The following is a 22,662-nucleotide window of genomic DNA, read 5'->3' on the forward strand; positions in this document are numbered from 1 at the left end:
AAGAATATGTCCAGTTTATCGATACGCAGCATCCGCAAGGTGTACACGAATGGCGTCGAAGTCTTGAAAGGCATCGACATCGAGATCAAGGATGGCCAGTTCCTGATCCTCGTCGGCGGCTCCGGCTCCGGCAAGTCGACCTTGCTCAACATGGTGGCCGGCCTGGAAAGCGTTACGTCCGGCGAAATCCTCATCGACGGCAAGGTCGTCAACGACTTGCCGCCGAAAGACCGCGACATCGCCATGGTGTTCCAGTCCTACGCGCTGTACCCGTCGATGACGGTGCGCGAAAACATCGCGTTCGGTTTGAACGTGAAAAAAGTGCCGAAGGCGGAGCAGCAGGAAATCGTCGCCCGCGTCGCCGAAACCCTGCAAATCACGCACTTGCTGGACCGTCGTCCGGCGCAGCTGTCGGGTGGCCAGCGCCAGCGCGTGGCCATGGGCCGCGCCATTTCGCGCAAGCCGTCGCTGTTCCTGTTCGACGAACCGCTGTCGAACCTGGACGCCAAGCTGCGCGTGGAAATGCGCGCCGAGATCAAGCTGCTGCACCAGCGCCTGAAGGCCACCATCGTCTACGTCACGCATGACCAGATCGAGGCGATGACCATGGGCGACCTGATCGCCGTCATGAAGGATGGGGTAGTGCAGCAACTGGGCACGCCGCAGGAAATCTACGACAATCCGGCCAACCTGTTCGTGGCCGGTTTCATCGGCTCGCCGTCGATGAATTTCATTACCGTCAAGCCTGTCATCGAGGGCAACGAGGTGTTTGTCGCCATCGAGAACGCGGGCAAGAGCCTGCGTCTGGCCCTGCCTTTCGCGGCCGACAAGCTGCGCAGCTATGCGGGCCGCGACGTAATCCTGGGCGTGCGTCCGGAGCAGATCACGGACATGAGCAGCGCGCACGGCGACGTGGGCCAGGAACTCGGTTGCCTGATCGACCTGGTCGAGCCGACCGGCCCCGACACCCTGCTGACGACGCGGCTGAACGGCGCCGCCGTCACTTGCCGCACGCATCCGCGCGAAGCCGTGCTGCCAGGGCAGACCATGCAGCTGTCGTTCAACCTGTCGAAAGCGGCCATGTTTGATCCGGCCAACGGCGAACGCATCGCCTAGGCGTTGTCTCCATAAAAACGGCCCGCTTGTCCTGGTGACAAGCGGGCCGTTGTTGTTTGCGCAGGCGCTTATCGTGCCAGCGATTTCTTGTACATGATGGACTGGCGCAGCTTGCCCTTGTCGTCGATCAGTTCATCGAATTCTTCCCGGTTGACTTCCCGCAGCGCGCCCAGGTCCGCCGCGCGCTTGCCGTCGCTGACGATATCGTCCGCTTGCAGCGCCACCATCGCCTGCGCGGCCAGCAGGATGGCGCTGGCATACGCGGCGGGGTCACGCAGGTCGACCCGCGCCAGGTCTGGCGCCGGTTTGCGGCGCAGCCAGTCGGCCCAGTAAAATTCGAGGAATTCCGTGGCGTGCTTCGGCGGCTCGTAGCCGATTTCGCGCGTAAAGTAGACGAGCGAGCGGTATGGGTCGTCGCCCAGCGCTGCGAGGCCGATGGCCGATGGTAGTTGCTGCGGCGTGATGGCCTGGTTGCGCCCATCTTTCAGCCACACCTTGTTCTCCGCGCGCATGCGGGCCCAGAAGGCCGCTTCGCCCAGCGCGCTGAAATTGTCGCTGACCTTGACCCACACCTTCAATTGATGATTGCGCCCGCCATCGGCATCCCAGAAGGTGGAAAACGTGTGGTGGCCATCGGTCAGGTAGACGATGCCGCGCGGGCCGATGACGACGCTTTTCATGGCACCCGGGCGGCTGCCCACGGCCGCCTCGCAGCGGTAGCCGGCCGGTGGCGCGGCCAGGGTGGCACCTGGCACATTGGCCGTTCCGGGCAGAACGTCGTGCTGGCCATTGGCTTCGCACAGGTCGGCGAATTTCTTGGGCTTGGCGATGTCGGCGAGGTGTTTTTCTTCGGCCGCATAGCGTCCCAGCTTGTAATACACCTGGTCGTAGCCGATGGCCGGCTGGGTCGGATGCAGTTCATCGAGGCGCACCTGCAGGATGCGCGGATGGGCGGCGTTGCCCACGACGGTGGCCATCAGCGCCTGCTGGCGCGCGCTCAAGGCGGGCAGCGTGGCGGCATCGCGCGCCAGTGCCGGCGGCAGGAATGCCGACTGGCAGCCCAACGCCAGCAGCAGGGCAGGGGAACGGTGGAAAATCCGGAGCATTGCATCCTCGCTAAAAGACACAGTATCGCTGATGCCATGCACCGCAGCTTGATGCCGCGCAGGCTGGCGTCAATTCATGCGGCCCGCCGTCAGCGGCCCAGCATGCGCAGGCAGGCGTCGGCGACGTCGGCGGCAAAGGCGCTGCTGTCCTGCAGTTGTGCGGCGATGGCGTCGTCCGTCACGCCATGCACGGCCGAGTAAATCATCAGGGCCGCCAGGCGCGGCTGCGGCAACGGCCATGCGCCCGCTGCCGCGCCGCCAGCGAGGATGGCGTCCAGCTGGGCCAGGATGGCGTTCTTGTCGGGGTTGTCCGCCGGCTCCATGCCGAGGCTGCGCCGGTGGCTCGTGTAGACGATGTCGTGCAGCCGCCAGGTGCGCAGATAGGTAGCGACATTGGCCTGTACCCATGCGCGCAGCCGGCCCTCCCAGTCGTGCGGCATGCACAGGTCAACGGCCGCTTCCAGGCTGGCCAGGAAGCGGCTGGTGTAGCGTGCGGCCAGCGCCGCCAGCATTTCCTGCTTGGACGGAAAGTAATGATAGAACGTGCCTTTCGCCACGCCCGCCAGGGTGGTGATGTCGCTGACCGTGGTCGCTTCCACGCCCTGGTCCAGGAACAGCTGCTCGGCGGCGGCCATCAATTCATCAAGGCGAATCTCGGCCGGTTTGGTGCGCGGGCGGGCGGACGCTGGCGTGGCGGCGGCATCGGGCATGGCGGGGTGGGAAGTAGTCATGCGCCCAGTATAAATGAAGCGCTGGCGCAGCCCAAGCACACCAGCGCACGCTGCTTTCATTCAATTGACTGACGGTCAGTCGATATGTATGATGAAGGGGAACTCATGAATTGGAGCATCTCCATGCAACGTTATCGCCGCGCGGCCCTGGTGGCCGCCGCTTACCTGGGCACTTTTCTTGCGTCGCTCGACATCAGCATCGTCAACGTGGCCCTGCCGACCTTGCAGACGGCGCTGGCGACGGACATGGCGGGCTTGCAGTGGGTGGTCAATGCGTACGCGCTCTGCCTGTCGGCCTGCATGCTGTCGGCCGGCCCGCTGGGCGACCGGCATGGCCACAAGCGCATCTGGCTGCTGGGCGTGGCATTGTTTACCGCCGGCTCGCTGCTGTGCGCGCTGGCGGCCAGCCTGCCGCTGCTGCTGGCCGGGCGCGCCGTGCAGGGCGTGGCGGGGGCCTTGCTGATTCCAGGCGCGATGCCGATACTCAGCCATGCTTTTCCGGATCCGCGCGAACGGGCGCATGTGATCGGCGGCTGGTCGGCCTTCAGTGCGCTGGCGCTGATTCTGGGGCCGTTGTTGGGCGGCATGCTGCTGGAGGCCACGGGATGGCAAAGCATCTTCCTGATCAATCTGCCGCTGGGTTTGCTGGCCATGCTGCTGGGCGCCTGGGGCATCACGGAGCGCCATTACCGCGAGCAGGCGGCGCTGGACCGGACCGGGCAGGTGTTGAGCATCGCCTGGCTGGGCGCACTCACGTATGGCTTGATCGCGCTGGGTTCAGGTAGTACGCCGGCCTGGCCGCCACTGGTGTTCGCGCTGCTGGCCTTTATCGCCTTCCTTGCCGTCGAGGCGCGCGCGCCGCGCCCTTTGTTGCCGCTACGAATGTTTCGCGAGCGAAGCTTCGCGCTGGTCAACCTGGCCTCGCTGGTGCTGGGCTTTGCCTGCTACAGCAGCCTGTTCTTTTTCTCGCTGTACTTGCAGCAAATCCAGGGCTGGGCGGCGGGAGCCAGCGGCTGGCGCATGTTGCCGCAGTTTGCCGCCATGGGCATCGTTTCCCTGGGCTTTGGCCGTCTCAGCCGCCACGTGCCTTTGCGCCGCCTGATGTTGGGTGGCTATCTGCTGGCGGGTCTGGTGCTGCTGGCGACTGCGACCTTGGCGCCACAGACGCCGTATGCCATCGTCGGTACCCTGTTCGGCTTGCTGGGCGTGGCCATGGGACTGGCCGTGCCGGCCACCGGCTTGCTGGCCATGGCCAGCGTGGGCAGCGAGCGTGGGGCCATGGCGTCGGCCATCATGAATGCCTTGCGCCAGGCAGGCATGACCCTGGGCGTGGCGGTGCTGGGCAGCGTGATGAGCTTGCGTGCCGCCGCCATGCTGAAGCGGTCGGGACAGGTTGCCGCACTCGCCGCCGGCTTCCAGCTGGCCATGCTGCTGGCGGGGCTGGCATGCCTGGCGGTGGCCTTGCCGCTGTACTGGCTGCCAGCCAGGCAGCCCTAGGCGAGCAAGCCGCTGGGCACGCGCGGCGAAGACATCAAATCGCGGAACGCGGCCCAGTGTGCTGCGCGTGTCGCGCCCTGGCGCTCGACATAGGCTTTCGCCATGTCCTGGCCCAGGTTGTAATTGATGACATAGGCGCCCATGGCGTCGTAGAACTGCAGGCGCTGCGCCGATTTCTCGGCCGGATACAGGCGCACGTTGACCAGCCATTCCAGCGCTTCCTCGCGCGTGATGCTGCCTTCGAGGTACTGGCGCGCGATGTCGTTGTCGGCGTAACTCAGTTTGGCCAGCAGCGCATTGAGTTGCGCATAGCGGGACGCCAATGCCGGATCGAGGCCGGCCAGCGGGTACAGCACCTGCTGTTCGAAAGCCAGCCGTTCTTCATCCGTAAAGCTCAGTTCGATGCCGTAATTGGCCGTGCCTTCGGCGATCAGGGATTGCGGCGAGTACAGCGGATAGATGCAGTATTCCATCCAGCCCTTGCCACGCACCAGGTCGCGCTCGAGCAGCACGTTGTAGACGTGGTGGCCCGGATACGCTTCATGGCAGCCGAGGTCGACGGCGCGATCGATGTACACGGGCAAGTCCGTATTGATCTGGATCACGCTCTGGTAGTTACCCTTGTACCAGTTGTAGCCGCTCCACGGTTTGCCGGTGACGAATTCCAGCACAAAATCTTCGCCGTCGGGCAGGGTGATGTAGCGCAAGGTGCGCTCGCGGCCCGCGCGGATGGCCGCATCCATGACGGTGCGCAGCTTGTCGGCGGGAATGACGAGTTGCGCGCGCAAGGCGTTGACCCTGTCGCTCACCGTGCCTTCGCCGGGCAGCAGCGCGTCGATCTGCGCCACCAGTGCTTCATAGTATGCGCGGCTGTGATGGGGCGAGACGGCGTCGTACAGGCGCGCGCTTTCCGTATCGAAATCGAGGCGTGTGCCTTGCAGCATGTCCGCCTTGGCCAGCACGGCTTGCAACTGCTTGCGCAGGTTGACGGCGCGCAGGCAAGTTTCACCGGCCAGCAGGGCCAGCGTCTTGTCTGTCGCGGCCTGGATATCGCTCAAACTCAGTTGCTGTTCTACCGCTTCCTGTTGCCATGCGGGCGGGCCGTAATACGCGTCCACATACGAGGCATCGTGCTGACCCATGGCCAGGACCAGCTTGACGTAGCGTTCGGCCACGTCGGCGTGAAGGGGGGAGTTGCTGTCGTTGTTCGTCATGGCGGCCTGATTGTGCGGTTGGGCAGGCGCTTATTGTATAGCGCAACAGGCTGGAGTGAAGCACGGACGTGAGGCATCATTTCTCTATAACAATTAGGAAAACGCATCTTGATGTAGCTCAGTGAACCCGGCATTCACGGACTGCGTGCGCGGATTTGGTAGCAAGATGGCGTGGTCGTCTTTTTTGTGGTTACGTGATTTTCTCCTTGATCTTTCTTCGTTTATGGACGAATATGATGTATGAGATCCGGCACTACCTGACATCATCGGGCAGGGATTTATATACGGAATGGCTGAAACGCCAGCGCGACAATACGGCCAGGGTGGCCATCGTGCGACGCGTGCTGCGCATGATGCCAGGCAATTTTGGCGACCATAAATTTTGCCACGACGGCGTGTGGGAATTGCGCATCGATGTGGGGCCCGGCTACCGCGTGTATTACGCCATCGCTGACGGGCAGATCATTTTATTATTGTGCGGTGGAGACAAGCGCACGCAGCCGAAAGATATCGAATACGCCTGTGCCTGCTGGCACGACTGGAAGGAGAGAGGACATGAAAGAGGACGTGAAACAGGTCATGAGCAAACCACCAAGAGACCGCTCGCATGACGAAGCGATGGCCGAACTGTACCGCGATGATCCCGATCTCGCCCTTGAACTGATCAACAATATCCTCGTCGATGGCGACCACGGCGAACTGCTGGCCGTGCTGCGCCAGCTGACGCGCGCCTTTGGCGGCGTGCCTGCCGTGGCGCAGGCGGCCAAGCTCAACCCTACCCAGCTGTACCGCACCCTGTCGCCCGATGGCAATCCGTCCCTGAGCACCTTGACGGCCATCCTCGATGCCATGGGCTTGCGGCTGGCCGTCGAACCCAGGCAGCCCGAACGTTCATTTCCCGCACCGGCTGCCTGAGTTCTTGGCACGCGGCTAGAATTCCACCGGGCGCGCTTCGCGCATCGCTTGCGTCATGGCCAGGCCGATGCGCGTCGCTTCCGTTGCATCGTGCAAGGTCAGCGACAAGGTGCGCCGGCCCAGTGCCGCATCCGTAAACTCCTGCGCCTCGATCAAGAAGGCGTCGGCGAAGCGGGCATAGAAGTCCGGCGTGCATTCATTGCGCACGCCATGCGCATCTGAAATTTCCACCCGGTTCAGGCGCGGATTGCTGCCCACGGCCAGGCGGCCGCCCGTGCCAAACACTTCCGTCAGGGTTTCATGGCCATGCGCCATGGTGCGCGAGGCCATGAAGCTGGCCATGCTGCCGTCGCTGAACTCGACCGTGGCCAGGCCGTTGTCGACGTCGCCGAACGCCTGCAACCCCGTGTGGATGGCATTGGTGCCGCTCGCATACACGCGCTTGGGCACGGGGTTGCCCAGCAGCCAGCGCGCCAGGTCGATATCGTGCACGCTGCAATCGAGGAAGATGCCGCCGCTGGTGGGGGCGAAGCGCATGAAGGCGCCGCTGGGGTCGTTCTGGTCGCAGGTTTGCGAGCGCACGAGATACGGTTTGCCGATGAGGCCCTGGGCGATCTTTTGTTGCGCGTCATGGTAGCTGGCGTCGAAACGGCGCACGAAGCCGATCATGATGGTCAGCTGCGGGTGGCGCGCCGCTTCCGCTTCCACCTTCAGGCAATCGGCCAGGTCCAGCGACAGCGGTTTTTCGCAAAACACGTGCTTGCCGGCGCGCAGGGCGGCGATGATCTGGTCCGCATGCAGCGAGGTGGGCGTGACGAGGAAGACGGCGTCCAGGCCCGGGTGGGCCAGCAGGGCGTCGTAGTCCGCATAGCCGGTGGTGATGCCGAGCGTGCTGGCGGCCCAGTCCAGTTCGGCCGGCACGGGGCTGCAGGCGGCCACGACTTCGGCATTCGGCACACGCTGCGCCAGGTTGATGGCATGGCGCTGGCCCAGCCGGCCCAGGCCGACGATGCCGACTTTTAATGTTGGGGATGACATTTGGTCTCCAGTATCTTTTTTTGTATTTTTACAGGGTCACGACGCGAGGTTTACAACACGACCCTCGCGCCACGACAGGGTGGCCGCTTCGGCCAGTTCCAGCGCCTTCAAGCCATCGTGCACCGTCGTGCGCAGCGGCGTGCCGTGGCTGAGGGCGTCAAAGAAGTGCGCCATTTCCTGTGCGTAAGCCGCGCGGTAACGTTCCAGGAAAAAATCTTCCGGCTTGTCCACGCTGACGTTCACCGAACCATAGGCCGTCACTTCCGTCGGCTTGTGGTTGCCCGCTTGTAGCATGCCGGCACTGCCCAGCACCTCAAAACGCTGGTCGTAGCCGTAGGCGGCGCGGCGCGAGGCATTGATCTGGCACAAACGTCCTTTTGCCGTGCGGATAGTGACGACGGCCGTATCGAGGTCGCCCGCCTCGCCGATGGCCGGATCGACGAGGCAGCTGCCCGTGGCGTGCACGCTGACGGCTTCATCGTCGAGTATCCAGCGGAAGATGTCGAAATCGTGGATCAGCATATCCTTGAAGATGCCGCCCGACACCTTGATGTAGCTCACGGGCGGCGGGCCCGGATCGCGGCTGGTGACGACCAGCAATTCCGGCGTGCCGATCTCGCCCGCTGCGATGCGTGTCTTGACGGCATTGAATGTCGGGTCGTAGCGGCGCTGGAAGCCCAGCATGCACAGGACCCCGGCTTCCTTGACGGCGGCGGCGCAGGCGCGCGCCCGGTCGAGGGTCAGGTCGACGGGTTTTTCGCAAAAGATGGCCTTGCCGGCGGCGGCCGAGCGCAGGATCAGGTCCGCGTGCGTGTCCGTGCTGGAAGCGATGACGACGGCCTTGATGGCCGGGTCGGCCAATGCCGCCTCGACCGTGGCGCTGCTGCCGCCATGCAGGCCAGCCAGCGCGGCGGCCGCTTCCTGGTTGACGTCGACCACGTACTTGAACTGCACGCCGGGTTGGGCAGCCAGGTTGGCCGCGTGGATTTTGCCGATGCGTCCGGCGCCGAACAACGCTACTTCAATCATCATGTTCTCCTGGGGTGTGGATTTCTTCGATGTCGAGCTCTAATTTGTATGCCAGCGCGATGAATAGCGCCTGGCACAGGCAGATGGTGCTGGTCAGCGAGCGGAAGGCGAAGGCGCTGCCCTCGGTGACGGTGAGCAGCGCGTCGGCGGCCCGCGCGAGCGGGGCCAGCTTGCTGTCGGTAATCACCAGGACCTTGGCGCCCTTGTCTTGCGCCGCCTTGATGCACTGCTGGGTTTCCTTGCCGTAAGGCGAGAAACTGATGGCGATCGCCACATCGCGTTCGCGCACGCTGCGCATCTGTTCGCGGTGCATGCCGCCCAGTCCGCTGATCAGGTGCACGCGCTTGTCCGTGTGTTCCAGCGCATAGGCGATGTAGGAGGCGATCGGGAAGGACCGGCGCACGCCGATCACATAGATGTTTTCCGCTTTCAGCAGCAGGTTGACGGCCGCTTCCAGCTGCGCGTCGTCGAGGCCTGCGGCCAGATCGTCGAGGCCGGCGCGGCTGGCGCCGACGAATTCGCGCGTCAGGTCGCCCGCGCTCAGCGCCGCGTCGCGCGTGGAAATGAGCTTGCGGATGCGCTGCTGGTAGTCAGGCGTGGCGCCGGCCTGGTCCGTATAAGCCTGGCGGAAGACATCCTGCATTTCACTGAAACCCGTGTAGCCGAAGCGCTGCGCGAAGCGCACGATGGCCGACGGCTGCACGTCGCAGGCGGCGGCGATGTCGCTGATGCGCTCGAGCATCAGGCTGGCGCGGTGCTTTTCAATGTATTGGGCGATGACTTTCAGCTGGCGCGACAGGTTGTCGTACTCGGCGGCAATGTGCTGCATCAGCTGTTCGATGGGGGCGGTGGCTGCCATGTTGTTTCCTTTGGGCTGGTTCTGGCGAGAATTATAGGAGTGAATTCAGAAAATAGAAATGATTTTCTATTTAAATTTATTTTGAAAATTTTATTGCATTTGTCTTTTTTGTGGCCTAAGCTGTGCGCAGTGCATCGGTTCGTGTGCCGCAAGGCCAGGCCGGTGACACCCTTCATAAAAGCTCGCAACTATAAAAATTAATCCGTCTAGGAGACATTCATGCATAGCAATAAAAGCAAGGGTTTGATGAAGTGCCTGGCCATCGCCAGCCTGGGCCTGAGCCTGGGTTTGAGCACGGGTGCCAGCCATGCTGCCGGCGAGAAATTCGTCATGGTCAGCCACGCGCCGGACTCCGATTCCTGGTGGAACACCATCAAGAACGCCATCAAGCAAGCCGGTGAAGACTTCAACGTGTCCGTCGACTACCGCAATCCGCCGAATGGCGACCTGGCCGACATGGCGCGCCTGATAGAGCAGTCGGCCGCGCGCAATTACGATGGCTTGATCGCCGATATCGCCGACTTCAGCGTGCTGCAAAAACCGCTGGGCACGGTAGTGGCCAAGAAAATCATGCTCGTGACCATCAATTCGGGCACCATCGCGCAAAGCGAACAGTTGAAAGCCATCATGCACGTGGGCCAGCCCGAGTATGACGCGGGCCTGGGCGCCGGCAAGCGCGCCAAGGAAGCGGGCATCAAGTCCTTCGTGTGCGTGAATCACTATGCGATGAATGCCTCGTCGTTCGAACGCTGCCGCGGTTTTGCCGATGCGCTCGGCGTTGACTTCAAATCGTCCACGCTCGATACCAATGGCGTCGACCCTGGCGTGATCGAAAGCAAGGTCAGCGCTTATCTGCGCAGCAATCCGAAGACCCAGGCCGTGCTGGCGCTGGGACCGGATTCGGCGCCAGCCGCCATGCGCGCCGTCGAGAAGCTGGGGCTGAAAGGCAAGATGTACTTCGCCAGCTTCGACCTGTCGGAAGAAATCGCCAAGGGCATCAAGGATGGCAGCATCCAGTTCGCCATCGACCAGCAACCCTACCTGCAAGGCTACATTCCTGTCGCCGTGATGGCCATCATGAAACAGCAAAAGATCACTGACCTGGCCAAGGTCAAGGAAATCCTGATCGCCAATCCGAAATACCAGGCGCGCCTGGCGGAATACGGCCTGACGCCCATCTATGGCCCGCGCCACATCAGCTCCGGCCCCGGTTTCGTGACCAAGGACAACATCGCCAAGGTCGAAAAATACGCCGGCCAATACCGCTAATCCACACAGTCGCCACCGGGTTTGCCCAGCGCCGCACCGCCTCCCGCGGGCGGCGCATGGGAGGAACACGCCTGGCGCCAGCGATGCTGGCAGGAAAGTAATTGAAATTGGTACAAGTATCACTGAAAGGACTTTGTATGACTGCGCTCAAATCCAGCCTGGCTAGCCCCGGCATGAATCCTCCTCCGCCTCCCGGCGCCGCCAGCAAGCCAGTTGCCGCTGCCGACGAGCGCGTGGGCACGACCAGCTGGGTCAAACGGGTTTTTGGCCGCCCCGAGTTCGCCTCGATTTCCGGCGCGGTGCTCGTATTTGCCTTCTTCGTCATCACGGCCGGCGATTCCGGCATGTTCAACCTCGATGGCGTCGTCAACTGGATGCAAGTGGCGTCCTACCTGGGCATCATCGCCATCGGCGCCTGCCTGTTGATGATCGCCGGTGAATTCGACCTGTCGATCGGTTCCATGATCGGCTTTGCCGGCATGATGATCGCCATTCCGACGATCTATTTCCAATGGCCATTGTGGGCCGCCATCCTGTTCGCCTTCGCCGGTTCCATGGCGCTCGGCTGGCTCAACGGCTACATCGTCATCAAGACGCGCTTGCCATCGTTCATCGTTACCCTGGCATTCCTGTTCATCCTGCGCGGCCTGACATTGGCCCTGTCGATCATGTTCGCCAACCGCACCATCGTCAGCGGCGTGGGCGACCTGGCGGCGCAGGACTGGCTGGCCAGCCTGCTGTTCCACGGCAATGTGGCCACTGGCCTGTTCCAGTGGATGGGCGCGCATGGCTGGATTGCCGTGCTCGACGACGGCTCGCCGCTGGTGAAAGGCATTCCGAAAGTCATCGCCTGGTGGCTGGTGCTGGCCGCCGGTGCCGCTTTTGTTCTGTCGCGTACCCGCTTCGGCAACTGGATGTTCGCCGTGGGCGGCGACGCCAACGCGGCCAAGAATGTGGGCGTGCCGGTGCGCAAGGTGAAAATTTCCCTGTTCGTCTTCACGGCCTTCTGCGCCTGCCTGTTTGCCACCTTGCAAGTATGCGACGTAGGTTCGGCCGCCGCCGACCGCGGCATGCAAAAGGAATTTGAAGCCATCATCGCGGCCGTCATCGGTGGCGCCTTGTTGACGGGCGGCTACGGTTCCGTCGTCGGTGCCTGCTTCGGCGCGCTGATCTTCGGCGTGGTTCAGATCGGCATCACCTACACCAACATCAATTCGGACTGGTTCCGCGTGTTCCTCGGCGTGATGCTGCTGATCGCGGTGCTGTTCAATAACTTTGTACGCTCACGCGTCACGGAAGCGAGATAAATCATGAGCGAGCATATTCTTGCCCTGGAAAATGTCAGCAAGCGTTTCGGCTCCGTGCTGGCCCTGCAAAACATCACCATGCGCTTGCGCGAGGGGGAGGTTCATTGTTTGCTGGGCGACAACGGCGCCGGCAAGTCGACGTTGATCAAGACCCTGGCCGGCGTGCACAAGCCGACCGATGGCCAATACCTGGTCGATGGCAAGCCCGTCGTCTTCAATTCGCCCAGCGAAGCGCTGGACATGGGCGTGGCCACCGTCTACCAGGACCTGGCGCTGGTGCCATTGCTGTCCGTGGCGCGCAATTTCTTCATGGGCCGCGAGCCGATGAAAAAGCTGCTGGGCCTGGTGCCCGTGATGGATATCGATTATGCGGCTGACACGGCGCGCGCCAAGCTGGCAGAAATGGGCATCATGGTGCGCGACCCGCACCAGGCCATCGGCACCATGTCGGGCGGAGAGAAGCAGTGCCTGGCCATCGCCCGCGCCATCCACTTCGGCGCCCGCGTGCTGATCCTCGACGAGCCGACGGCGGCGCTGGGCGTCAAGCAATCGTTCAATGTATTGAAACTGATTTACAAGGCGCGCGAACGGGGCATTTCCGTGATCTTTATCACGCACAATGTGCACCATGCGTATCCGGTCGGCGACTCGTTTACCTTGCTGAACCGGGGCAAGTCGCTGGGCACCTTCACCAAGGAAACGGTGACCAAGGAAGCCTTGCTTGACATGATGGCGGGCGGTGCGGAAATGCAAACGCTGATGAGTGAACTCGACGGTGTCACGATTTAAGGATAGCCATGAATAATTCCACACAATTTGCCCAGGGCCGCGCGCTGGACGTCATCTGCCTGGGTCGCCTGGCGGTGGACCTGTACGCGCAGCAGATCGGCAGCGCCTTGGAAGACGCGACCAGTTTCGCCAAATACCTGGGCGGTTCGTCGGCGAACATCGCCTTCGGCACGGCGCGCCTGGGCCTCAAGTCCGCCATGCTGTCGAAAGTGGGCGACGACCACATGGGCCGTTTCCTCACTGACACCTTGTCGAAGGAGGGTTGCGACGTCAGCCACGTGGGCATCGACCGCGACCGCCTGACGGCTTTAGTCATGCTGGGTATCAAGGATAAAAACACCTTTCCCCTGATTTTCTACCGTGAAAATTGCGCCGACATGGCCATCGACGCATCGTCGGTGGATGCGGCCTTCATTGCGTCGAGCAAGGCGTTGTTAATCACCGGCACGCATTTCTCCACATCTGCCATGCACGCCGTCAGCACGCATGCCTTGAAACTGGCCCGCGCGAACAATGTGCGCACCGTGCTCGACATCGATTACCGGCCCGTGCTGTGGGGCTTGTCGGGCAAGGCCGATGGCGAAACGCGCTTCGTTTCGAACGAAGGCGTGACCAAACACCTGCAGGCGATCCTGCCTCATTTTGATTTGATCGTCGGCACGGAAGAGGAATTCATGATCGCCGGCGGCGGCGCCGACATCATGGCATCCCTGCGCGCCGTGCGGGCCGCCACCCTGGCCATCCTGGTCGTCAAGCGCGGGCCGCTGGGCAGCGCCGTCATCGACAATGTGGTGCCGGCCAGTCTCGATGACGCCTATAACTACCGCGGCGTGCGCGTGGAAGTGCTGAATGTGCTGGGCGCGGGCGACGCGTTTCTGTCAGGATTTCTGAAAGGCTGGCTGCGCGGCGAGGATTACGAGGCGTGCTGCCGCTATGCGAACGGCTGCGGCGCCCTGGTCGTGTCGCGGCATGGCTGCGCGCCGGCCATGCCGTCGCCCGTCGAGCTCGACTATTTCCTCGCCAATGCGGCGAAACTGACGCAGCCGGACCAGGACGCGACCTTGTCGCGCTTGCACCGCACGACGGTGGCGCGCAAACAGTGGGATGAGTTGTGCGTATTTGCCTTTGACCACCGCACGCAATTCTTTGAACTGGCGCAACAGACGGGCGCGCCCGAGTCGCGTATTTCGGCCCTGAAGCAATTGATGGTGCAAGCCGTGGCGCAGACGGAAACGGCCTTGCAGCTGGCCGGCAAGACGGGCGTGCTGATCGATGGTCGCTATGGCGTCGATGCGCTTAACGATGCGACGGGGCGGGGCTGGTGGATCGGCCGCCCGGTGGAATTGCCGGGATCGAATCCGCTGCAGTTCGACTGGGGCCGTTCCATCGGTTCGCACCTGCTCAGCTGGCCGAAGGAACACGTGATCAAGTGCCTGGTGCAGTTGCACCCGGACGACGCCGTGGAAAACCGTCTGGAGCAGGAAGCGCAGATCAAGGCCCTGTACGATGCGGCGCAAGTGAGCGGTCACGAACTGTTGCTGGAAGTCATACCGTCGGAAGCCTTGCCGCACAGTGACGACACGGTCTTGCGCGCCGTCAAGCGCCTGTACAACCTGGGCATTTACCCGGAATGGTGGAAGCTGGAAAGCATGTCGGCCGAGCAATGGCAAGCCATCGATGCCCTGGTGCACGAGCGCGATCCGCATTGCCGTGGCGTCGTCCTGCTGGGCTTGAACGCGCCGATTGCCGCCCTGGCCGCCAGTTTCGAGCAAGCCAGTGCCAGCCGTACTTGCAAGGGTTTCATGGTCGGCCGCACCATCTTCCAGGAACCGAGCCGCCGCTGGCTGGCCGGCGAACTCGACGATGCGGGCCTGATCGCCGCAGTGCGCGCCAACTTCGAACAGCTCATTAGCTTGTGGCAACGCACGCGCAAGCACCTGGAGTGTGCGGCATGAGCGCCACCATCCGCTTGACCATGGCCCAGGCCCTCGTGCGCTATCTGGCTGCCTTGCGCACGGACGATGGACAGCCGCTGTTCGGCGGCGCCTTCGCCATCTTTGGCCACGGCAACGTGGCGGGGCTGGGCGAGGCGCTGTACCAGTACCGCGACAGCTTCCCGACTTACCGCGCCCATAATGAACAGGCGATGGCGCACTCGGCCATCGCCTATGCGAAAGCCCACATGCGCCGCCGCATGATGGCCGTGACCAGTTCCATCGGTCCGGGCGCCACCAACTTGTTGACGGCCGCCGCGCTGGCCCACGTGAACCGCCTGCCGGTATTACTGTTGCCGGGCGACGTGTTCGTCTCGCGCGCGCCCGATCCCGTGCTGCAGCAGCTGGAAGATGGCACGGATGGCAGCGTGTCCGTCAACGATGCGTTCAAACCTTTATCGCGTTATTTCGACCGCATCGTGTATCCGGAACAGTTGCTCACCGCCTTGCCGCGCGCCATTGCCGCCTTGACGGACCCGGCCGCCTGTGGTCCCGTGACTTTATCCTTGCCGCAAGACGTACAAACGATGGCGTATGACTATCCGGCCGACTTTTTTGAACCGCGCATCGTGCGTTTCCGCGCCGTGTCGCCCGTCGAGCAGGAACTGGAAGAGGCGGCAGCGTTGTTGAAAAACGCGAAACAACCGCTGATCGTGGCTGGCGGCGGCGTGCTGTACGGCCAGGCCAGCGCCGCCTTGCAGGCGTTTGCCGAGCGCCATGGCATTCCCGTGGCGGAAACCCAGGCCGGTAAAAGTTCTTTGCCATGGGACCATCCCTTGCAGCTGGGCGCCATCGGCGTGACGGGCTCGCCTGCAGCGAACGCGCTGGCGGCGGAGGCGGACGTGGTGCTGGCCATCGGCACGCGTCTGCAGGATTTCACGACGGGCTCGAATTCCCTGTTTGCGCAAGCGCAACTGGTGAGCCTGAACGTCAACCATTTTGACGCCTTGAAACGCCGTGGCCTCGGTGTGCAGGCGGACGCGACGCTGGGCTTGCAAGACCTGTCGCGGTTGCTGGGCAGCTGGAACAGCGCGGGCCAGTGGATGGACCGGGCGCAGCAGGCAGGGAACGCGTGGCGCGCGACGGTCGCCAGCATCACCGGCAAACGCGAGGTGGCCGGATTGCCGTACGACGGCGAAGTCATCGGCGCCGTGCAACGCTCATCCAAGGATTCCACCAGCAACGACATCGTCGTCTGCGCGGCAGGGACTCTGCCGGCCGAACTGCACAAGCTGTGGCGCACGTCAACGCCGGGCGGCTACCACATGGAATACGGCTACTCGTGCATGGGCTATGAAATTGCCGGTGGCCTCGGCGTCAAGATGGCGAAACCCGATGCCGAGGTCATCGTCATGGTGGGCGATGGCAGCTATCTGATGATGAATTCGGAAATCGCCACCTCCGTCATGCTCGACAAAAAACTCATCATCGTCGTGCTCGACAACCGTGGCTATGGCTGCATCAACCGCCTGCAGCAGGCGTGCGGCAATCCTTCGTTCAACAATATGTTGCCCGATAGTGCACCTCGTATTGACTTCGCCCTGCATGCGCAATCCTTGGGCGCGCTATCCGAACACGTGGACTCGATTGCCGAGCTGGAACAGGCGATGCTGCGCGCCCGGGCAGCTTCGCGCACCTACCTGATCTGCATCAATACGGATGACACGCGCACGACCGAAGAGGGCGGTTGCTGGTGGGAAGTGGCCGTGCCCGAGGTCTCCACGCAAGCCGGCGTGCAAGCTGCCCGCGCCCGTTATGAACTTGACCGTCAAGGACAACAAAAATGAACGCACCGACATGGAATGTGAAGATCGGCATCAACCCGATCTCGTGGATGAACGATGACTTGCCCAGCCTGGGCGGCGAAACACCGCTGGAGACAGCGCTGAAAGAGGGCACCGAGATCGGCTATGTGGGCTTTGAACTGGGCAACAAGTTTCCAAAAGATGCCCCGGCCCTGAACGCCGTGCTGGGCAAGTATGGCCTCGCGTGTGTCTCCGGCTGGTATTCGGGACGGTTGGCGCACCGCTCAGTGGAAGAGGAAATCGCCGCCGTGGCATCGCATCTGCGCTTGCTGGCCGACAGCGGCGCCACCGTCATGGTCTACGGCGAAGTGGCTGACGCCATCCAGGGCGAAGCGCGCCCTTTGTATAAACGCCCCCGTTTCCAGTCGCAGCAGCAGTGGCAGGACTACGCCGACAAATTGACGGCGTTTGCGAAGCACTTGCTCGACAACGGCGTGCGGCTTGCCTATCACCATCATATGGGGGCCTATGTGGAAACCCCGGCTGACGTGGATCAGCTGATGGCCTTGACGGGGCCGGAAGTGGGCTTGTTGTTTGATACGGGTCATATCACCTTTGCGGGCGGCGATGCGCTGGCGGTGCTGAACAAACATATTGACAGGATTTGCCATGTGCATTGCAAGGATGTGCGCCCCAACGTGGTGAAACTGGCCCGCAATGGCCACTGGAGCTTCCTGCAAGCAGTCATCAACGGGGCCTTCAGCGTGCCGGGCGACGGCAGCATCGACTTCCCGGCCATCCTCACGCGTCTGTATCTGCACGGCTACGAGGGCTGGCTGGTGGTGGAGGCGGAGCAGGACCCGGCCGTCGCGCCCAGCTACGAATACGCGAAGATGGGCCACGATTACCTGGCACGTCTCGTCGATGCCATTCCGCGCCTGGGCCGGGAGGCGGCATGAGCCCCCTGCTGGTGAAAGCGGGTCAAGGCCAGGCCATCGTCGAGGTGACGCCCGAGTCGGCCGGCTGGACGCATGTCGGTTTCGCCGCGCATCGGCTGGCCGCCGGCGAGTCCCTGAACCTGGAGACGGGCAGCCGCGAACTGTGCATCGTCGTGTTGACGGGCACGGTCACCGTGCAGGCTGGCGAACAGAGCTGGGAAGCCATCGGCAATCGCGCCAGCGTTTTTGAAGACATCTCACCCTACGCCGTGTATGTCCCATTGGAAACCAAGGTCAGCATCACGGCGGTGAGCGCTGCGGAAGTGGCGCTGTGCAGCGCGCCGGCCACAACCCAGCGTCCGGCGCGCCTGATCGAGCCATCGACCATGACGCGCTCCGTGCGCGGCAAGGGCGCCAACACGCGTTATGTGTGCGACATCCTGCCGCAGACGGCCGAGGCGGACGGCTTGCTGGTGGTCGAGGTGGTTACGCCGTCCGGCCATTCATCGAGCTATCCGCCGCACAAGCACGACAGCGACAATGTGCCGCTGGAAAGTTCTCTGGAAGAAACGTATTACCACCGCCTCAATCCGGAGCAGGGCTTTGCCTACCAAAGAGTCTACACGGACGACCGTTCCATCGATGAAGCCATGGCCGTGGAAAACCACGACGTGGTGATGGTGCCCAGGGGCTACCACCCCGTGACCGTGCCGTATGGCTACGATGGCTATTACCTGAACGTGATGGCCGGCCCCAAGCGGGTCTGGCATTTCAAGAACGACCCGGCCCATGAATGGCTGATGAATACCAAATAAAGGAACTGCAATGACAACGCAACAGATCGGCCACTTTATTGGTGGCAACCCCATGGCTTCGCGCTCCGAGCGCACGAGCGACGTCTTCAATCCCGCCACGGGCGCCGTGACGGCCAAGGTGGCGCTGGCCACGCCTTCCGAACTGAACGCGGCCGTGGCCGCCGCCCATGCGGCGTTTCCCGCCTGGTCGCAAACCTCGCCGCTGCGCCGCGCCAGGGTCATGTTCAAATTCAAGGAATTGCTGGAAGAGCATGCCGACCAGCTGGCCGCCCTGATCACGGCGGAGCACGGCAAAGTCTTCACGGATGCGAAAGGCGAAGTCACGCGCGGCATCGAAGTGGTGGAATTTGCTTGCGGCATCCCGCAAATGATGAAGGGAGAGTATTCGGAGCAAGTGGCCGGCGGCATCGATGCCTGGTCCATCCGCCAGGCGCTCGGTGTCTGCGTCGGCATCACGCCCTTCAACTTTCCCGTGATGGTGCCGATGTGGATGTTTCCGATGGCGATTGCCTGCGGCAATACCTTTGTCTTGAAACCATCGGAGCGTGATCCGTCGGCCAGCTTGCTGCTGGCGCAACTGCTGACGGATGCTGGCTTGCCGGACGGCGTCTTCAACGTGGTGCAGGGAGATAAAGAGGCCGTGGACGGCTTGCTGCACCACCCGGACGTGCGCGCCGTCAGCTTTGTCGGTTCCACGCCGATTGCCGAGTATATTTATGCGACGGGCTGCGCGCAGGGCAAGCGCGTGCAAGCGCTCGGCGGCGCGAAAAATCACATGGTCGTCATGCCGGACGCGGATATTCCCCAGACGGTCGACGCCCTGATGGGCGCCGCGTTTGGCTCGGCCGGCGAGCGCTGCATGGCCATATCCGTCGTCGTGGCGGTGGGCAATGTGGCGGATCAACTGGTCGAAGCCTTGGTGCCGCGCATCGCCGCCCTGAAAATCACGCAAGGCATGGATCTGTCGGCCGAGATGGGGCCTGTCGTCACGCAAGTGCACAAGGAGAAGATCGCCGGCTATATCGCCAAGGGTGTGGAAGAGGGCGCCAAGCTGGTGGCCGACGGGCGCGGTTTCGTCTTGCCCGGCCACGAAAACGGCTTTTTCCTTGGCGGCAGCCTGTTCGACCATGTCACGCCGGAAATGACGATTTATAAAGAGGAAATCTTCGGCCCCGTGCTGTGCATCGTGCGCGTGCCCGATTTCGCCACGGCGCTGGACCTGGTCAATGCGCATGAATATGGCAACGGCACGGCCATTTACACGCGCGACGGCAATACGGCGCGCGAATACACGCATCGCGTGCAGGTCGGCATGGTCGGCGTTAACGTGCCGATCCCCGTGCCGATGGCCTTCCACAGTTTCGGCGGCTGGAAGCGCAGCCTGTTCGGCGACCACCATGCGCATGGCCCGGAATCGGTGCGTTTCTATACGAAACAAAAGGCCGTCACGCAGCGCTGGCCCGCCTCGACGGCTGCTGGTGCCGAGTTTGCCATGCCGACCCTGAAGTAAAGCACCATGTAAATCCGGCTGGTTCGCTTCTTGCTTACTGCAATGGTTGTGTTTAGCCATTGCAGATCGCTCCCATGACGTCCAGCCGTACCCAGCCTTTGCGCATCGTTGTCGTCAACACCATCGTCGAGCACGGCGTGCACGAGAACGCGGCCCTGGCTGCCCAGGTGCAGCGCGGCAATGCTTTGCGCATCGGCTTGCTGGAATCGGGTTTCGACATCGTCGCCTCGCTGCCTGCCGACCTCTACCTCCCTGAGCGCATTGCGCAGCTGCAGCCTGACCTCATCATCATCGACGCCGAATCGGACGCACGCGACGTGCTCGAGCACATCGTCATCGCCACGCGCGACGAGCGCCGCCCCATCGTCCTGTTTACCGAAGACGGCGCCACGGCCAGCATCGACGCGGCCATGGCGGCCGGCGTATCCGCCTATATCGTGGCCGGCTTGCAGGCCGAGCGCATCCAGCCCGTGCTGAACGTGGCCCTGGCGCGCTTTCGCCAGGAAGAAAAATTGCGCGCCGAATTGCTCGACACGCGGCACAAGCTGCAGGAACGCAAGGTGATCGAACGGGCCAAGGGCTTGCTGATGACGCATCACGGCTTGACGGAAGAGCAGGCTTACCAGCGCTTGCGCAGCATGGCCATGAACAAGAAACTCAAGCTGGCGGACATCGCCCAGCGCATCCTCGACGTGGAAGATTTGCTGGGATGAGCGGGTATGCCAATTTTATGACGTGGTTTTATGACATATCGTGGTGCAGTGCACTGTATTGGTGCAATGCTGCCAGCAAGGTCAGGTAAAGGAATCCAGTATGACAGAGCAAGCGGGTAACCCGGTGGCAAGCAGCGCCCACGTGATGCGATCGCTGCATCCGGAAAAACAGACGATACGCATCGGCTATCTGCCGCTGACCGATTGCGCCTCGCTGGTGATGGCGGCTAAGCTGGGCCTCGATGAAAAATACGGCATCAAGATCGAACTGAGCCGGGAGATGTCGTGGGCCGGCGTGCGCGATAAATTGAACAGCGGCGAACTCGACGCTGCTCACGTGTTGTACGGTCTCGTGTATGGCGTGCAGATGGGCATCGGCGGGCAACAGCACGACATGGCCGTGCTGATGAACCTCAATCACAGCGGCCAGGCCGTCACCCTGTCGGCGGCGCTGGCGCGCGAGGGCGCCCACGATGGCGCCTTGCTGGCGCAGCACATGCGCGCCGCGGCGCGGCCATTTGCGTTTGCGCATACTTTTCCAACTGGCAACCACGCGATGCTGCTGCAATACTGGCTGGCCGCGCATGGCATCGATCCGCTGCGCGACGCGCGCGTGATGACGGTGCCGCCGTCGCAGATGGTGGCCGCCTTGCGCGCTGGCCAGATGGATGGCTTTTGCGCTGGCGAACCGTGGGGCTACAAGGCCATCGTCGATGGCGTGGGCGTGACGGCCTCCACCAGCGGCGCCATCTGGCCCGACCACCCGGGCAAGGTGCTGGGCACCAGCGCCGCGTTTGCGCAGCAGCATCCGAACAGCTGCCGCGCCCTGATCGCCGCCGTGCTCGAGGCGGGGCGCTGGATCGACGCCAGCGACAGCAACCGCCTGGCCATGGCGGCCACCCTGGCCGAGCCCGCTTATCTGCATACGCCGCAGGAAACCCTGGCGCCGCGCATCCTCGGCCATTACCAGGATGGCCTGGGCAAGACCTGGGACGAGGCGCACGGTTTGCGGTTTTATGGCGATGGCGCCGTGAATTTCCCGTATTTGTCCGACGGCATGTGGTTCATGACCCAGCACCGGCGCTGGGGCTTGCTGCGCGACGAACCTGATTATCTGGCGGTGGCAAGGCAAGTCAACCGCATCGACCTGTACCGCCAGGCGGCGGAAATGACGGCCACGCCCCTACCCAAGGCGCCCATGCGCAGTTCGACCCTGTGCGACGGCGTCGTGTGGGACGGCAGCGCGCCGGAAGCCTACGCGGCATCGTTTGCCATCGGCCACTTTTTTTAATGGGAGATTTCATCATGGCGCAATGTGGTAGCGTGACACTGGTCGGCGCCGGGCCCGGCGACCCGGACCTGCTGACGATCAAGGCGGTGAAGGCCATCGCGCGGGCCGACGTCGTGCTGATCGACGACCTCGTCAACCCTGCCATCCTCGCGCATGCGGCACAAGGCGTGCGCGTGGTCGAGGTGGGCAAGCGGGGCGGCTGCGCGTCCACGCCGCAAGCGTTCATCGAGCGCCTGATGCTGGCCGAAGCCCGCGCCGGCCTGCACGTGGTGCGCCTGAAAGGGGGCGACCCGTATCTGTTCGGGCGCGGCGGCGAGGAGCGCGCCTACCTGCGCAGCCACGGCGTGGCCGTCGACGTGATCCCCGGCATCAGCAGCGGCCTGGCCGCGCCAACGGCCATCGGCGTGCCGCTGACGCACCGCGGCTGGAGCCAGGGCGCCATCTTCGTCACGGGCCACGGCAAGGATGCCGCGTCCGAGCCGAACTGGGCGGCCCTGGCGCACAGCGGCCTGACCCTGGTCATCTACATGGGCGTGGCTCGGGTGACGGCCATCCAGGCCGGCTTGCTGGCCGGCGGCATGGCGCCCGGCACGCCCGTGGCCGTGGTGCAATCGGCCAGCCTGCCGGCCCAGCGCCACTTGCTCAGCACTTTGCACGCCTTGCCCGATGACTTGCAAACCAGCGGCCTGGGCAGTCCCAGCATCATCGTCGTGGGCGAGGTGGTGCGCTGCGCCGATGCCTGGGATGACCATGGTGCAAGCACATTGCAGGCTGCCTCGGTTTGAA

The 22,662-nt window shown here is 63.1% G+C and carries 21 protein-coding genes; 15 read left to right on the plus strand and 6 right to left on the minus strand.

Translation table 11 applies throughout. The annotated features are described in order from the left end of the window. Positions 1 to 6: 6 nt before the first annotated feature. Positions 7 to 1,116, plus strand: coding sequence for an ABC transporter ATP-binding protein (locus tag FG13_RS01895; RefSeq protein ID WP_035817885.1), 1,110 nt, complete (start codon positions 7 to 9; stop codon positions 1,114 to 1,116). A 68-nt stretch (positions 1,117 to 1,184) separates the two neighbouring features. On the opposite strand, the gene FG13_RS01900 is transcribed toward FG13_RS01895, so the two are convergent. Together FG13_RS01900 and FG13_RS01905 are read right to left on the minus strand one after the other, a co-directional pair. Then, the gene (locus FG13_RS01900; protein ID WP_051958374.1) at positions 1,185 to 2,222 is read right to left on the minus strand and encodes a ParB/Srx family N-terminal domain-containing protein; all 1,038 of its coding nucleotides are present in this window, start codon (positions 2,220 to 2,222) and stop codon (positions 1,185 to 1,187) included. A gap of 89 nt (positions 2,223 to 2,311) precedes the next feature. After that, on the minus strand, positions 2,312 to 2,953 hold the full coding sequence (locus FG13_RS01905) for a TetR/AcrR family transcriptional regulator (protein ID WP_035826866.1): 642 nt from the start codon (positions 2,951 to 2,953) through the stop codon (positions 2,312 to 2,314). A gap of 123 nt (positions 2,954 to 3,076) precedes the next feature. On the opposite strand from FG13_RS01905, the gene FG13_RS01910 reads away from it, so the two are divergent. Then, positions 3,077 to 4,450 carry an MFS transporter gene (locus tag FG13_RS01910; RefSeq protein ID WP_035826869.1) on the plus strand — a complete coding sequence of 458 codons (1,374 nt, stop codon included), beginning with the start codon at positions 3,077 to 3,079 and terminating at the stop codon, positions 4,448 to 4,450. Here FG13_RS01910 and FG13_RS01915 read toward each other — a convergent pair. Then, the gene (locus tag FG13_RS01915; protein ID WP_035817887.1) at positions 4,447 to 5,664 is read right to left on the minus strand and encodes a hypothetical protein; all 1,218 of its coding nucleotides are present in this window, start codon (positions 5,662 to 5,664) and stop codon (positions 4,447 to 4,449) included. The genes FG13_RS01910 and FG13_RS01915 overlap by 4 nt on opposite strands. A gap of 233 nt (positions 5,665 to 5,897) precedes the next feature. Here FG13_RS01915 and FG13_RS29275 point away from each other — a divergent pair, with 233 nt between their 5' ends. After that, positions 5,898 to 6,275 (plus strand): type II toxin-antitoxin system RelE/ParE family toxin, encoded by a 378-nt coding sequence (locus FG13_RS29275; RefSeq protein WP_442905197.1) that lies wholly within the window; start codon positions 5,898 to 5,900, stop codon positions 6,273 to 6,275. After that, complete coding sequence (locus FG13_RS01920) at positions 6,244 to 6,579, plus strand: helix-turn-helix domain-containing transcriptional regulator (RefSeq protein ID WP_035826871.1); 336 nt, start codon at positions 6,244 to 6,246, stop codon at positions 6,577 to 6,579. The genes FG13_RS29275 and FG13_RS01920 overlap by 32 nt, the downstream gene beginning before the upstream one ends. Positions 6,580 to 6,594: 15 nt before the next feature. On the opposite strand, the gene FG13_RS01925 is transcribed toward FG13_RS01920, so the two are convergent. The 3 genes from FG13_RS01925 to FG13_RS01935 are packed head-to-tail and all read right to left on the minus strand — an operon-like array spanning position 6,595 to position 9,505. After that, entirely contained in the window at positions 6,595 to 7,617 is a 1,023-nt protein-coding gene (locus FG13_RS01925) for a Gfo/Idh/MocA family oxidoreductase (RefSeq protein ID WP_035817889.1), read from the minus strand. Between the two features lie 36 nt (positions 7,618 to 7,653). After that, complete coding sequence (gene iolG / locus FG13_RS01930; protein ID WP_081922383.1) at positions 7,654 to 8,646, minus strand: inositol 2-dehydrogenase; 993 nt, start codon at positions 8,644 to 8,646, stop codon at positions 7,654 to 7,656. Next, on the minus strand, positions 8,639 to 9,505 hold the full coding sequence (locus FG13_RS01935; protein WP_034757651.1) for a MurR/RpiR family transcriptional regulator: 867 nt from the start codon (positions 9,503 to 9,505) through the stop codon (positions 8,639 to 8,641). The genes iolG and FG13_RS01935 overlap by 8 nt, the downstream gene beginning before the upstream one ends. A gap of 219 nt (positions 9,506 to 9,724) precedes the next feature. Here FG13_RS01935 and FG13_RS01940 point away from each other — a divergent pair, with 219 nt between their 5' ends. From FG13_RS01940 to cobA, 11 genes are all read left to right on the plus strand, one after another. After that, a complete protein-coding gene (locus FG13_RS01940; protein ID WP_035817894.1) occupies positions 9,725 to 10,774 on the plus strand; it encodes a sugar ABC transporter substrate-binding protein in 1,050 nt (349 codons plus the stop codon). Positions 10,775 to 10,947: 173 nt separating this feature from the next. Next, complete coding sequence (locus FG13_RS01945) at positions 10,948 to 12,081, plus strand: ABC transporter permease (protein ID WP_051959538.1); 1,134 nt, start codon at positions 10,948 to 10,950, stop codon at positions 12,079 to 12,081. A 3-nt stretch (positions 12,082 to 12,084) separates the two neighbouring features. Then, positions 12,085 to 12,870 carry an ATP-binding cassette domain-containing protein gene (locus FG13_RS01950; protein ID WP_035817902.1) on the plus strand — a complete coding sequence of 262 codons (786 nt, stop codon included), beginning with the start codon at positions 12,085 to 12,087 and terminating at the stop codon, positions 12,868 to 12,870. Positions 12,871 to 12,878: 8 nt separating this feature from the next. Further along, positions 12,879 to 14,825 (plus strand): bifunctional 5-dehydro-2-deoxygluconokinase/5-dehydro-2-deoxyphosphogluconate aldolase, encoded by a 1,947-nt coding sequence (locus FG13_RS01955; protein ID WP_035817905.1) that lies wholly within the window; start codon positions 12,879 to 12,881, stop codon positions 14,823 to 14,825. Beyond that, positions 14,822 to 16,651 (plus strand): 3D-(3,5/4)-trihydroxycyclohexane-1,2-dione acylhydrolase (decyclizing), encoded by a 1,830-nt coding sequence (gene iolD, locus FG13_RS01960; RefSeq protein ID WP_035817907.1) that lies wholly within the window; start codon positions 14,822 to 14,824, stop codon positions 16,649 to 16,651. The genes FG13_RS01955 and iolD overlap by 4 nt, the downstream gene beginning before the upstream one ends. Next, the gene (gene iolE / locus FG13_RS01965) at positions 16,648 to 17,568 is read left to right on the plus strand and encodes a myo-inosose-2 dehydratase (protein ID WP_035817909.1); all 921 of its coding nucleotides are present in this window, start codon (positions 16,648 to 16,650) and stop codon (positions 17,566 to 17,568) included. Before iolD ends, iolE begins: the two co-directional genes overlap by 4 nt. Further along, positions 17,565 to 18,362 (plus strand): 5-deoxy-glucuronate isomerase, encoded by a 798-nt coding sequence (gene iolB / locus FG13_RS01970; protein ID WP_035817911.1) that lies wholly within the window; start codon positions 17,565 to 17,567, stop codon positions 18,360 to 18,362. The genes iolE and iolB overlap by 4 nt, the downstream gene beginning before the upstream one ends. 10 nt (positions 18,363 to 18,372) lie before the next feature. Beyond that, positions 18,373 to 19,872 (plus strand): CoA-acylating methylmalonate-semialdehyde dehydrogenase, encoded by a 1,500-nt coding sequence (locus tag FG13_RS01975; protein WP_035817914.1) that lies wholly within the window; start codon positions 18,373 to 18,375, stop codon positions 19,870 to 19,872. Positions 19,873 to 19,946: 74 nt separating this feature from the next. Continuing rightward, entirely contained in the window at positions 19,947 to 20,585 is a 639-nt protein-coding gene (locus tag FG13_RS01980) for an ANTAR domain-containing response regulator (RefSeq protein ID WP_035817917.1), read from the plus strand. A gap of 100 nt (positions 20,586 to 20,685) precedes the next feature. Further along, the gene (locus FG13_RS01985) at positions 20,686 to 21,876 is read left to right on the plus strand and encodes a CmpA/NrtA family ABC transporter substrate-binding protein (protein WP_051958376.1); all 1,191 of its coding nucleotides are present in this window, start codon (positions 20,686 to 20,688) and stop codon (positions 21,874 to 21,876) included. A 14-nt stretch (positions 21,877 to 21,890) separates the two neighbouring features. Continuing rightward, the gene (cobA, locus tag FG13_RS01990) at positions 21,891 to 22,661 is read left to right on the plus strand and encodes a uroporphyrinogen-III C-methyltransferase (RefSeq protein WP_035826873.1); all 771 of its coding nucleotides are present in this window, start codon (positions 21,891 to 21,893) and stop codon (positions 22,659 to 22,661) included. The last annotated feature ends 1 nt before the right edge of the window (position 22,662 follow it).

The organism is Janthinobacterium sp. RA13 (genome assembly GCF_000745325.1).
GTDB lineage: Bacteria > Pseudomonadota > Gammaproteobacteria > Burkholderiales > Burkholderiaceae_D > Janthinobacterium > Janthinobacterium rivuli.